The sequence below is a fragment of the Candidatus Centipeda massiliensis genome (genome assembly GCF_900290285.1).
Classification (GTDB): Bacteria; Bacillota; Negativicutes; order Selenomonadales; family Selenomonadaceae; genus Centipeda; species Centipeda massiliensis.
This window is the reverse complement of the sequence record NZ_LT985758.1, coordinates 55,912-68,866: the sequence shown is the minus strand read 5'-3', so window position 1 is coordinate 68,866 and position 12,955 is coordinate 55,912. Positions and strand designations below refer to the sequence as shown.

Annotated in this window: 11 protein-coding genes; all 11 read right to left on the bottom strand. The window is 57.4% G+C overall.

The annotated features are described in order from the left end of the window. Positions 1 to 69: 69 nt before the first annotated feature. Positions 70 to 1,374, bottom strand: a complete 1,305-nt coding sequence (locus tag C8273_RS11745; protein WP_106627891.1) for an ammonia-forming cytochrome c nitrite reductase subunit c552 — start codon at positions 1,372 to 1,374, stop codon at positions 70 to 72. Further along, positions 1,367 to 1,849: a cytochrome c3 family protein gene (locus C8273_RS11740; RefSeq protein WP_106627890.1), complete on the bottom strand. Its 483-nt coding sequence runs from the start codon at positions 1,847 to 1,849 to the stop codon at positions 1,367 to 1,369. The genes C8273_RS11745 and C8273_RS11740 overlap by 8 nt, the downstream gene beginning before the upstream one ends. A 220-nt stretch (positions 1,850 to 2,069) precedes the next feature. Next, positions 2,070 to 4,172, bottom strand: coding sequence for a cytochrome c biogenesis protein CcsA (gene ccsA, locus C8273_RS11730; RefSeq protein WP_106627889.1), 2,103 nt, complete (start codon positions 4,170 to 4,172; stop codon positions 2,070 to 2,072). Beyond that, positions 4,169 to 4,543: a cytochrome c maturation protein CcmE domain-containing protein gene (locus tag C8273_RS11725; protein WP_106627888.1), complete on the bottom strand. Its 375-nt coding sequence runs from the start codon at positions 4,541 to 4,543 to the stop codon at positions 4,169 to 4,171. The genes ccsA (C8273_RS11730) and C8273_RS11725 overlap by 4 nt, the downstream gene beginning before the upstream one ends. Further along, positions 4,536 to 5,153, bottom strand: coding sequence for a cytochrome c biogenesis protein CcsA (gene ccsA / locus C8273_RS11720; protein WP_106627887.1), 618 nt, complete (start codon positions 5,151 to 5,153; stop codon positions 4,536 to 4,538). Before ccsA (C8273_RS11720) ends, C8273_RS11725 begins: the two co-directional genes overlap by 8 nt. A gap of 13 nt (positions 5,154 to 5,166) precedes the next feature. Then, positions 5,167 to 5,823, bottom strand: a complete 657-nt coding sequence (locus C8273_RS11715; protein ID WP_106627886.1) for a heme exporter protein CcmB — start codon at positions 5,821 to 5,823, stop codon at positions 5,167 to 5,169. Further along, positions 5,780 to 6,421 carry an ABC transporter ATP-binding protein gene (locus tag C8273_RS11710; RefSeq protein ID WP_106627885.1) on the bottom strand — a complete coding sequence of 214 codons (642 nt, stop codon included), beginning with the start codon at positions 6,419 to 6,421 and terminating at the stop codon, positions 5,780 to 5,782. The genes C8273_RS11715 and C8273_RS11710 overlap by 44 nt, the downstream gene beginning before the upstream one ends. Positions 6,422 to 6,661: 240 nt before the next feature. Then, positions 6,662 to 7,651, bottom strand: coding sequence for an aldo/keto reductase (locus C8273_RS11705; protein ID WP_106627959.1), 990 nt, complete (start codon positions 7,649 to 7,651; stop codon positions 6,662 to 6,664). A 102-nt stretch (positions 7,652 to 7,753) separates the two neighbouring features. Beyond that, a complete protein-coding gene (locus tag C8273_RS11700) occupies positions 7,754 to 8,905 on the bottom strand; it encodes a mannitol-1-phosphate 5-dehydrogenase (RefSeq protein ID WP_106627884.1) in 1,152 nt (383 codons plus the stop codon). 21 nt (positions 8,906 to 8,926) lie between these two features. Next, the gene (locus C8273_RS11695) at positions 8,927 to 10,825 is read right to left on the bottom strand and encodes a PTS mannitol transporter subunit IICBA (RefSeq protein WP_106627883.1); all 1,899 of its coding nucleotides are present in this window, start codon (positions 10,823 to 10,825) and stop codon (positions 8,927 to 8,929) included. 29 nt (positions 10,826 to 10,854) lie between these two features. Then, entirely contained in the window at positions 10,855 to 12,915 is a 2,061-nt protein-coding gene (locus C8273_RS11690) for a BglG family transcription antiterminator (RefSeq protein ID WP_106627882.1), read from the bottom strand. Positions 12,916 to 12,955 lie beyond the last annotated feature (40 nt).

Genomic DNA, 12,955 nt, shown 5'->3' with positions numbered 1-12,955 from the left:
ACAAAACGAGACCAAAAAAAGAATCGCCCCAACATGAGGCGATTCTTTTTTGGTCTCGTCGTGCTCCGATCAGAGCGGCTGGAAGCCGTGGCGTGCTCCCTCGGCGGACTCGATTGCCTGATGTGCCAGGTCAATCGCGAGCCCAAGGGTACGCATGATCTTGTCGGGGTTATGGAAGCCCATGCCGTTCTCGGCGGCGACCCAATCCCAGTACCACTGTGCTTCGCGAATCTTTGCGCGCGCATCGTCGAGTGCTGCATCGGGTACGCCCGCATCCATCGCAGCCTTGACCGTGCGATGTGCGCGTGCAACCGTCTGCCCCGCGATACGCTGGAGTTTGAACGTGTTGTCATGGATGGTCTTGACGCGTGCAACGAGGGTCTCCTCGCTCTCGTCATGACACTTCAGACAGGACTGCTGCGTGGTCTTCAGCGGGCTCGTCATCCAGTGCGAGGTGTACTTCTTGCCGCCATCGCGCATATAGGGCATGTGGCAATCCACGCAGGTGACACCGGCGTCGGCATGAACGCTTGTCGCCCACGTCTCGAATTCCGGATGCTGCGCCTTGAGCATCATCGTCTTGGAGTCGGGGTGCATCCAGTCGCCCTTGAATCCGCCTGCCTGTCCGGACTGGTAGTACTGATACTCGGACTCGGCATCCAGACCGTTCGTATAGGGATGCGTTACACGGCCATCCTCAGCCGAGAAGTAGTACTCCGTATGGCACTGTGCGCAGACATAGGCGCGCATCTCGTTGTGGCTGGCAGCATTCACATCAATGCCGCGCTTTGCCATCGACTCAATGAAGCCCTGCTGATAAACGCGCAGCTCCATCGTCTCAGGATCGTGGCAGGTCGAGCAGCCAAACCACTCATCCATCGTGATGGGAGCCGCAACTTCATCAAACGGCTTCGATGCATACGCCCATCCACCTTCTTTGAAGTACACATCATAAACATACGAACCCTTGCACTGTAGACAACTCCCCTTCTGTCCCGGAAGCCTCTTCGTATGCAGGAGATCGTAGCCCGCATACGTATGCCCTCGGTCGTCGTCATACTGGATGGCAAACTTATAGCCCTTAAAGTTCTCAAGCATCTCGGGCTGGTGCTCCAGATGACTGTTGCCCTCCATGCTGCCGCCGTAGCCTGTGGGCGACGGAGATTCCTCATTGTTTTTCATGAATGAGTTGTACTGGAGCGGGTAAGCATCCTTGTACGCCTCTTTGCCGATCTTGGCAGCGGTGTCGCCCTGGATCTGCACGCGTTTGATGCTGTCATCGTTCGGGTGTGCGCCGATGCGAACAGCGACAAATCCAAAGAACAGGGCACAGACGCCGGCAACACCTGCGATGATTTTCTTTCTGTTACTCAACTCTTATCCCCCCTTCTAAAGGATTGGAACCATGCGGCATACCACTGTGACACTTCGTACAATTTGCATTTCCGTCCTTGCCCCTGTCCAGACATACCGCCCCCATGGTCGATGTATGGCAGCGCAGACAGTTGGCATTCACGATATCCCGCCCGTGATCGGAGATCTTGATGTGTACGGGATAGTCATCGAGCACCTGATGGAGCGTGTCGTGCATACCTGTTTTGCCCTTTTCAAAATAGTAAACGGCAATATTGTCGTGCGGCAGATGGCACTCCACGCAGGCGATATCCGCGTGCGTCGACATGGCATGTGACTTCGACTCGTGCTGCATCGCGTGGCACGTTCCACAAAATGCCGGCGAAGCGGAGACCTTGTCCATGACCATGCCGCCCCCGATGACGAGCAGCCCCAGTACAAAGGCGCCAATGACGCACCGCAGTGTATGCTCCTCCACATACTGCTTCAAATTCATGTGTCCTTCCTCCTCTCTATGATTTCTTCGGGGTCAACTAAACTTCCGATCCACCTCCTTTGCGCGGACTAGGAGCCAATGATAAAATGAAGTCCGTCAGATTGGTGCAGAATTTTTGTCCTGTCAAGAAAACAAACCGGACGCAGAGTAGAGCTCTGTGGAGGATTTGTTGACGCAGACAGGGCGAAAAGGATGTGCCAAGATGGCGGTGCTGAGTTTATCAGTGGCTCCTCCCCGCCTGTGCAGCTGCCAGGAGACCGCCGGCAGTCACGAGAACACAGGCAAGCCAGAGGATGGAGATGCCGGGCTTTGTACTGACCGAGGCGGGAACAGGGAGTGCCGCCTCCTCTGCCACGGAGGGCAGAATCTCTATCCTGACGTCACGTTCATCCGCCGATACACCCGTGAGACGAATGCGGAACTTGCCGTTCATCACTTCGATCGGCTGGGATGTCCCGCCCGTCTCCGTCGCAAGGATCGTGGGAGCGGCATCATCGACCTCCTCGCCGTCCGTCAGCGCAATCTGCGCCGTGACGAGGGTCTTGCCGCCGCCCTGCGGCTCAAACGCGATGGATTCGTAGCGATAAGCATAGTCGTTGATCCCCATAACAGTCTTGCCGCGATGAAGGATCAGCTCGTCACGCTCCGCCGAGGTCGGCGACGGTGCGATATAGAGATCACCCGCAAGACTTCTTGCAATCGCAGGCTCACGTGCCGCATCCTCACCGTTTGCGCGCAGCTTTGTCACTGCCTCGCACAGACTGCCGTCCACCTCGTAGCGGTAGGACTTCTCACTGCCGCTCTCAGCAAACGACTGTCCACGATAGATGATCGTGTGTCCGTAGACCTCCTGTGGCTCGTCAGGGATGAGTGTGACCGTCGTGGTCTGACTGCCCGACCCCGAGAGAATAAATGCGAGTAGAGCAAGTCCCGTGCCAATGTGGGCAATCATCCCGCCCATGCCGATCCCTTGACGGCGAAATGCCTCAATGGCAGCAAGTGCGGCAAGGAGGGCAAAGGTGGAGAGCAGAACCGACAGAATATCCGTTACTCCGACCAGCCCTGCAAGAATGCCACCACCTACGGAGATCACGAAGATCCACACAGGCCGTGCAACGCGTCCGCCGCCGTAGGGCAGAAGTACGCCGAGTGCCATGATGAGGGTAAACAAAACTGCGATCGGCAGCGAGGTGCGTACATAGTAGCTCGTATCGACCGCTGCACTCTCTCCGAGCAGCCCAGAGATGAGCGGCATGGACATCCCAAAGAATACGATAGCCACGATGAATACGATGAGGAGCATCCCAAGCAGAACGAGGAAGTCTCGGCTGCGGTGCTGCTCGTAGACCGCCCCCTTCGGCAAACGCTCAATCCGAACGGTTAGAATACCAAGCCCGAAGAGCAGGACAGCCGCATTGGCGAGAGCGATGTAGAGACCGATGTCCGAGCCCGCAAATGAGTGGACGGAGAAATCACCAAGGATGCCGCTGCGCGTAAGGAATGTCCCGTAAAGGACAAATGCGTAGGAGAAGGTTGCCGCGAGGTGAACGAGGTAAAATGCCCCGTGCCGCCTGCGCGCGATGGAGATCAGATGGAGCAGGACACAGGCGAGCAGCCACGGGACAAGCGAGGAGTTCTCCACGGGATCCCAGCCCCAGTAGCCGCCCCACCCGAGCACCTTATACGCCCAGTAACCACCGATGAAAATGCCTGCGCCGAGGAATGCCCATGCGATGAGCGTCCAGCGGCGCATCGGTACAAGAACCCCCCCGTCCATCGGCGCCTTTATCATGCTCTCAAGAGAGTAGACAAACGGAACTGCAAGCAGCGCGTACCCCACAAAGATGATCGGCGGATGCACTGCCATCCACGGATCCTGCAACAGTGGATTCATCCCATGCCCGTCCATGACGGCGACCTCTGCGGGAGTAAAGGGACTCTTAAAGAGGACGAGAAGGGCGAGCATGGCGGTGAGTGCATGGTAGATCGTGCGCCCCGTTGCCGTCATCCGCCCTTCACGTGCAATCAGAACACCGACAACGGCGTGAATCACGAGCCAGAGAAGAAACGATCCCTGCTGCCCCGCCCAGAATGCGGAAAGCTTGTAGAGCTGCGACAGACTGATGGAGGAGTAACTGATAACGTAGGTGTAGCTGAAATCATCGTTCAGGATAATGACGAAGAGGAACACCGCTGCACCGATCGATGCAAGCCCCGTTAGAGTTGCACAGATCCGTCCTTCGGTTGTTTTTCCCTGCGTCTCACAGAACACAGCGGCGAGGGCAAAGAACAGAACTGCACCCAAGAATAACGTTCCGATCATACCTGAACCTTTCCTTTTTCCGCCTCATACTTCGACGGACATTTGATGAGCAGTTTGTCTGCTGTGAACGCATTGTCCGTATATTTCCCAATCGCAACGACATGATATGCTTCATCAAAGTTATCGGGCTTTACGCCCTTGTAACGGACGAGCATAGTCTCCCCCGTCTCCTCATCGGAGATAGAGAACACGAACATATTGTTCTCCATGTGAGGTTCGATGGTATCGTCGGGCAGTCCCTTGACCTGCACATTTCGCTCGGAGGTGCGCGCCTCCGCAATGCTGACGTAAGGGGTCACAGAGTTCGCAAAGAAATACCCTGCATATCCGATAAATCCAAGAATCAGTACAACAAAGAAGTATTTACGCATGACGATCCCCCCGTTTCATCAGCCAAACATACATAAGTGTCACATCGACGAGCGACAGCATAAGCGTTCCAAGCATCACTGCGTCCATATCGAGCTGCCCCGCGCCGTTGAGGACGGGCGACGGGTGCAGCGAGAAAAACATGCGCGGCAGGATAAAAACGAGGAACGGAACTGCAATAAAGGAAAAGAGTGCATAGACCGCCGACGATGAGGCTCGTGCGCGTTCGTCCCGCATCGTCATACGGAGCGTCACATACGCGCCATAGATAAGGAGCAGAACAAAAATGGTCGTCTGCCGCGGATCCCAGTTCCAATAAGCGCCCCATGTGAGCTTTGAGAAGATTGCCCCGCTCCCCGTCGCGAGGAGGGTGAAAAGCAATCCGAGAAACGCAGATCGCGCACTTTTCGCATCATCGTGAAGGTTTCGCGTTTTCAGATAACGTGCGCCCCAGAAAGCGGCGCAGAAGAACGCGATGACCGAGACCCATGCACACGGAATGTGAAAGAATGCAATGCGTACGTAGTTGCCCAGCCCCTCAGCAGGAGGGACGACGAAGAACACGGCGTAGAGCACAGCCAATGTCAGAGCGGCAATCACCCCGGCTAGCATGAAACCCCCATCTCTAACTCTCAATCCAGAGAGAATCAAACAGTATCGACGCGCCCACCGTGAGCGCCATATCATAGATCAGCATCCCCCCAAGGAGCGCCGGCTCTCCCCCACCCGCCGAGAGCGAAATCGCGGGCAGGAGAATCGGGAGCATGGACGGGAGCAGCAGGACGGGAACAAGTCCGCCGCGCACGCTCGCATTTGCAGCGACCGCCGCAAGCAGCGTATCCGCCGCCGCCATCCCCCAAAGCCCTAAAAACAATGTGCCGACGAAGCAGCCATTGAGGACAAGCGGTGCGTCCATCAGAATGATGACAAGAGGCAGAACGATTGCCGCAAGCACGACAAGCGTAATGAAATGTGCCGCCATCTTGCCGAAGAGCACCGCCTGTGCCGGAACGTAGATCCACAGAAAGGGCAGCGTGCCCGCCGCAGCTTCCTCCGCAAAGAGCCGCTCGCCCTGCAGCGTCGCCGCAAAGAAAATCACAATCCAGAGGAGTGCCGACGCAAGGCGGACATCCATCGTCCCCCACGCGAGCGACATACTCAGGAAGGCGATCACCGTCAGTGCGAACATTCCCATCGTCGCATAGCCGGCGCGGAGGCGGATGCCGTCGAGGAGTTCTTTACGGGCGACGTTGAGTGTCACTCGTAAGATTGAAGCACGCATCCGCTGCCTTCCTTTCCTCCGGTTCATTCGTCGCCCACAGGATGAGCCGTCCCCTCTTCGCCGCTGCACGCGTCTCATGCAGGAGCAGAGCGCGTCCATGTTCATCGAGGGCAAGTCCCGGCTCATCGAGCAGCCATACCTCGGCATCCGTGCCAAGCACAACGGCAAGACGAACGCGTTGGCGCATCCCGGTCGAGAGCTGCCCCATCATACGCGGCAGAACCTCCCGAGGAAGTCCCACGCGTTCGAGCAGCGTTGCCATTGTATCATCGTCTGATGCAATGTCGCGTGCACCGAGCAGGAAAAGGAGATTCTCACGCACCGTCAGGCGCGTATACAGCTCCATCTCCGGCGTCGCCAACGCAAGCAGGCTGCGGTACTCTGCTCCCTTGACAGGTACACCGTCCCAAAACGTATCAACCGTTCCAGAAGTTGGAAGCATGAGCCGCGCCGCAAGGCGCAGAAGCGTCGATTTTCCGCTGCCATTTGCCCCGGCAACGGCAGTCACCCTGCCGCCTTGAAAGGAACACGTAATCTGGTGTAGGACTTCACGCCCTTCAAACATTTGACTGACATCGTTCAAACGAATTTCAACCATATACTATCCCTTCCATAACTCTGGTTTATTTTAGCACGGCTATGAAAGAAAAATGAAATACATATTTTATATTAGTCTTTTCTATAGCTGTAGACTATTTCAAAAATGAATGGACTTCATTTCTCTTGATAATTGGAGGGCTGAACAAAGCGGCCGGAATCTCATGACGAAAATCCGACCGCTTCTTCATGTTTTTTAGCATATATAATTTTTATCATTGTGCTGTGATCTTTATCACATCTAGCGGCGCATGACTCCAAAAACCGCAGACATCGGAATCCTTTCCAGACACTCGTCAATTCCTGCAATTTCCTCAGCATCGAGAAGAATGTCTGCAGCCCCTGCATTTTCTGCGAGGCGTTCGCGCTTACGTGTCCCCGGAATCGGTACAATGTACATTTTCTTGCAGAGCATCCATGCGAGCGCGATCTGTCCACACGTCGCGCCCTTCTCCTCAGCGAGATCATGGAGAAGCGCGAGGAGCTGACCGTTCTCCTCCATCGCCGCCGCGCTGAACTGCGGCATCCGTGCGCGCATATCCCCCGCCTCGAATGTCGAGGTTTTGTCGTATGCGCCCGTAAGCACGCCGTTCGCAAACGGCGAGAATGCGACAAAGCCGATGTTCAGCTCTTCGAGAACAGGAAAAAGGGCGTCGTATGCGCGCGCCATCATTGAATAACGATTCTGCACTGCCGTGAGCGGACAGACGGCGTGTGCACGACGGATGTCCTCCTCCGTCGCCTCGGAGATACCCCAGTGGCGAATCTTTCCTTCCTTTATCAGATCGCCCATTACACCTGCGACCTCCTCAACAGGGATCTTCGGATCGATGCGGTGCTGATAGTAGAGGTCGATATGATCTGTCCCAAATCGCTGCAAAGAGGCGTCTACAGAAGCACGGATCACTTCGGGACGCGCGTCTGGAACGATGGGACTTTTTCCCTCTTTCAGCAGGCTCATATCGAAATGGATACCAAACTTCGTAGCGAGGACAACCTTGTCCCGATAGGGCGCAAGTGCCGTTCCGACAAGTCTCTCATTGTCATGCGGGTCGTCGGGCGTGCCGTATACCTCCGCCGTGTCAAAGAGCGTGATGCCCATATCCACGGCAGCGGCAATCAGCTCGCGCATCTCCTTCTTGTCGGCGGGCGCGCCGTAACTCTGACTCATCCCCATGCAGCCAAGCCCGACCGACGAAACGATGAGATTTCCAAGTTTGCGGTAGTTCATGATGCTTCCCTCCATTTCCATCATCATACGCCCTCCCCTTCCCTATGGTCAAGCAAAAAGAATCGCGACACAACGTTGTACCGCGATTCTTTTTGATGTAGTTTACTTCTTCAATGCTGCATTCTTCTCAAGGATGAGGTTGAAGAGTTCTGTACCTGCGGGGACTTCCGTGAAATGCGTAATCGCCTCTTGGAGTCCATGCTCCTTTATATAGTTCTGCACCTCGACCGCCTCGGGATCGTCGGCAAAGTCGAAATGGAGGGCGGCGGCGATGACAGTTGCCAGAGCCTCGGGCTTTCTGCCGCGCTCCATAAGCTGCGATGCGGGAGAAACGAGGCGATCCTTCGCGCCGAGTTTGCGCTTCGGCCCGCGTGCAACGCGCGTCACGGCGTCGGAGAGGTGCGGATTCTTGAACCGCTCTTCTGCCGTACGGATGTATGCCGCGTGCTTCTCACGGTCAAAGCCGTATTTCTCGATGAGCAGTTCGCTCGTCTCCGCCCAGACGCGGCGGACGAACGCGACGATCTCCTCGTCCTTCATCGCCGATGCGATGTCCTCAATACCCTTCAGATATGCCATGTACGCAATGGAGGCGTGCCCTGTGTTGACGGAGAAGAGTTTGCGCTCGATGTAGGCTTCGAGATTGTCCACCCACGTCAGCCCCTCGATCTGCGGCTCTGCACCGACCACGCCCTTGCGGTCGACATCCCATTCGCAGAATGGTTCGACCTTCACGAGCAGCGGATCATCATTGTGCTGGATAGGCACGATGCGATCGACAGCAGCATCGGGGAAACCGATGCTGCGCGTGACTTTCTCCTTCACATCGTCTGCAAGATGCTCGTAGACGAAGTTCTTGAGGACGGTCGAGCCGCCCACCATGTTCTCACACGCGATGATGTTGAGCGGCGCATCGTTCTTCTCGACGCGGCGCGCAAGCCCCTTCGCAATATTCGGCGCAATGAACTTCAAGATGTTCGGTCCAATGGCGGTGGTCACGATGTCCGCCGTGACAAATGCGTCCAGCAGTTCCTCAAGCTGCTTATTACTGTTGATCGCCTTCACGTGCTCGACGTGAATGCTCTTCGGCTCATTGCCGACCACCTCGATGTCATAGGAGCGGCGCGCATTGATCTCGTCGACCAGCGCCTCTGCAACATCGACAAATGTGACCTCGTAGCCCGAGCGCACGAGCAATTCCCCGATAAAGCCGCGGCCGATGTTGCCGCCGCCGAAATGGATTGCCTGTTTCATGGAAATCTCCTTTCAGGTTTTTTAATCTGCCTTCGTAAAGACTTCGTACAGCTGATCGGCGCTCTTGGTCTTGAAGAGTTCTTCGAGCTGTTCATCCGTATAGTCGCCGACCATGGTCGCAATATTCGCGAGAATGGCGAGGTGGTCGTTGCCGACGCCCGCGATGCCGATGACGAGGTGCGCCGTCTCATCGCCGAACTTCACGCCCTCGGGATACTGGCAGACGACGATGCCCGTCTTCTTGATCGTATCCTTGACGGCGTTCTCACCGTGCGGGATCGCAATCCCCTTGCCGATGTAGGTCGAGAGATCCTGCTCGCGGTTGAGCATCCCCTGCACATAGCCCTCGTCGACGTAGCCGCTCGCCACGAGCATCTTGCCCGCCGCCGCGATTGCGTCCTCGCGGCTGACGGTGGGAAGTCCAACCTTGACATTTTCTTTCAGCAGGACACCCGCGCTGACCGTATCGGTCGCCTCTGCCTCTGCATCGGACGCCGGAGTCCCCGCTTCGACCGCCGCCTCTTTCAGACGTGTAGTAACAATTTCGTAGACGTTGTTCTGCGTAAAGTCACGCACCCAGATGTGCTCTGCCTGCGGCGAGTCCGCAAGCGCACGCTCCGCGAGTTTTTCATGCGAGATGACGAGCTGCGCTTCGCTCGGGATTGCGCCGATGGCGCAGTTCGTAACGGAGATGTCCGTATAGCCATCCTTCTTGAGCTTTTTGCGAAGTGCCGCCGCACCGAGCGCGGACGAGCCCATGCCCGCGTCGCAGGCGTAGACGATGACCTTCAGATCCTTGCCCGCAACCTTCTTCTCTGCGGGGAGATCCTTGCCGCGATTCTTCATGTCCGCCATGCTCTCACGCGCCGACTCAAGAGAATCCTCTTCAACATCCTTCGACATCTTGATAAAGACGGAGGCAACCGCGCAGGATACCGCTGTCGCAACGGCGAACGCCGAGAGGTTTGCAAAGAGTGCCGAGCCGTTCGGTGTCATGGCAATGATCGCGAAGATCGAGCCCGGAGAGGACGGTGCAATCAGACCGCCGCCGAGGAGACCGAGCGTAAAGACACCGGACATACCGCCCGCAATCGCTGCAACAATGAGCGTCGGCTTCATGAGGATGTACGGGAAGTAGATTTCGTGGATGCCGCCGAGAACGTGAATGATCATCGCGCCCGGCGAGGACGACTTTGCCATGCCCTTGCCGAAGAGCCAGTACGCGAGCAAGATACCGAAACCGGGGCCCGGGTTTGCCTCAAGCAGGAAGAACATGGACTTGCCATATTCCTGCGCCTGCTGGATACCAAGCGGGCTGAGTACGCCGTGGTTGAGTGCGTTATTGAGGAAGAGCACCTTTGCCGGCTCGATGATGATGGACGCGAGTGGCAGAAGCCCCATCGCGACGATTCCCTCCACACCGCTGCGCAGGATGTCATTCGCACCGCCGACCACAGGGCCGACAATGGCGTAGGCAATCATCGCGAGGATGCCGCCGAGAATGCCGAGCGAGAAGTTGTTGACCAGCATCTCAAAGCCACCCGGAATGCTGTCACGGATGGCATCGTCAAATTTCTTGATGATGCAGCCGCCCAGAGGCCCCATAATCATCGCGCCAAGGAACATCGGGATATCCGAACCCGCGATGATGCCCGATGTGGCAATCGCCGCCATGACACCGCCGCGATGCCCGTAGATTGCCGCGCCGCCGCTGTAGCCAATGAGCAGAGGAATCAGCCACTTGCTCATCGGACCGCCGACCTGTGCGAGGTATTCGTTCGGCATCCATCCCGTCGGAATAAAGAGTGCTGTCAGAAAGCCCCATGCGATAAATGCGCCGATGTTCGGCATCACCATTCCGGACAGGAAGCGACCAAATTTCTGCATGGCCTCCTGTGCCCCTCCACCTTGTTTACTCATCATAATCCCCCTTCAAAAACTCAATTTATCTACAAGAGCTGTTCGAGGCATTCACGAACATACTCTTCCAAAACATATTCCAACTCGCGGCGAATCTCCTCCGCGCTGCCCTGCGCGAGAATATCCATGAATGCAGGACGCTCCGCGATCTGCGCTGCAATTCGTCCAAGAACGTTTGCGCCCGCATCGCCCTCCTTGGGCGCACACATAACAAGTGCCACGCGGATCGTCTCCTCCCCGCAGGAAAACGGCTCCGCAAGGCGCAGCACGCCAAAATGCGGCTCTCTCGCACGCGTGATCCGCGCATGGAGGAGAATGACGTGCGGTGCGACAAAGGTCGGAGCGATCTGCTCTCGCCGCAGGATTGCAGCTGCAAGCTCTTCCGCTGCCGACTTCTCCGAGAGGAGAAGGTGTGCGGCACTGTGTGCCAAATCCTCCACCGACTGCGCTCCGTCTCCCTCCCGCAGGACAAAGTCTGCGAGCACGGCATGAACCGCACCACTCAGTCGGTGAAGCTCTGCCATCGCCGCCGTGAAGAGTGGCTTTTCCACCTGTACCGAAGCATGATGCGGCGCACAGGCGGCGAGCACAGCGTCGATCTGCGCACGGTCAGCCGCAGTCAGGAACACGCTCGCAACAACGACGGGAACGGAGAGCTGCGGCAGGGGTACGGTTGATACCACGAAATCCGCCTCCCGTCGCCGAATTTCCCGCTCCGTGAGTGCGAGGGAGGAAAGCTCCCCGACCACACGGATGTGCTCATACGAGCGTCGGATGCGGCTCGCGAGCAGACGGCTCGTCCCGAGCCCCGTCGGACAGGCGACGAGCACGCGCACGGCAGGACGATCCCCGCCCGCCTCCGTCAGCGCCGCACCAAGATGCATCGCGATGTAGGCAATCTCGTCAGTGGGGAGCGGTACTCCTGCCTCATCCTCCATCATAACTGCAGCGTAACGCGCAAGTTCCATCAGCTCCGGATGCTCCTCCTCCATCTGCGCGAGCAGCGGGTTGCGGATGTCCATGTGGAGCTTCAGCCGATGCAGAGCCGGCGCAAGATGCTGAACCAACCCCGTGAGCAGACTGCGATTCCGCAGGAGCGGCGCACCACTCTTCTCCGCCGCACGACGTATGATGGACTGCGCAATCTGAACAAGGCGAAAGTTATCCACACGTCCCGCGCCAAGCGGCAGCGGAACAGAGCGTGCACCGAGAAGGTGCATCGTGATATAACCGACCTCCGCCTCGGGTACCGTGAGGGAAAACGTCCCTTCCAAACGATCTGCAATCGTCTGTGCCGCGTGGAACTCCTCCGTGCGACGCAGCTGCCCGAGTGCCTCTGCATTCATTGCAATCGCATCGCCCTGCTGCATGCGCTGCACGGCAAGTGCGAGATGAACGACAAGACCGACACGCGCGGCATCGGGGATATCCCGCCCCTGCGTCTCCCCGGCAACGATATCGTCAATCGTCCGTACCTGTGCCCCGTCAACGAGACCGAGCAGAGCCCGATCCGCCGCGGATGCCGCCCCCTCCGCACCGTCATCGGCAACGAGTGCGAGCAGCTCCACTTCATCCATGCAGTCATGGATGATGCGGACAAGTGCACTGCGGATGTCCCGCTCCGCCCCCTCGACATAAACCCCGAGACCGGGTCGGCGTACGAGCGTGATCCCCTGCGCCGCAAGCTGCGACTGCAGCCGGTCGAGATCATGACTGACGGTACTGTCCGTCACGTTTAGAAACCGCGCAAGCGTGAAGAGTTTGAGCGGCTCGTCCGCCATAAGGAGCCGGCTTGCAAGAACGGAGCGACGCTGTTCAGGGGAAAGTTCCCTCTGTGTGTCCGCATCCTCTGTCATTCGTTTGCGCAGGTCGGCAAGATCCTTCGCCGTACCCGCAAGCATAAAGCCCGCGCCCGTGCGTCTGAGAAGTGCAATGCCGTACGGCATCAGTTCCATCTCTAGCCCGTGCATCTCACGTGTGATGGTACGCGCGCTGACGCCGACTTCGGAGGCAATGCGCTCAGCGGGCACATAGCTGTCTGCCGCGAGAAGTGCAGACAGAATCGCCCGCATACGTGCCGTCAGTTCCATGCGTCCGCCCCCCTCGACCATTGACAATTTTATTATAGCG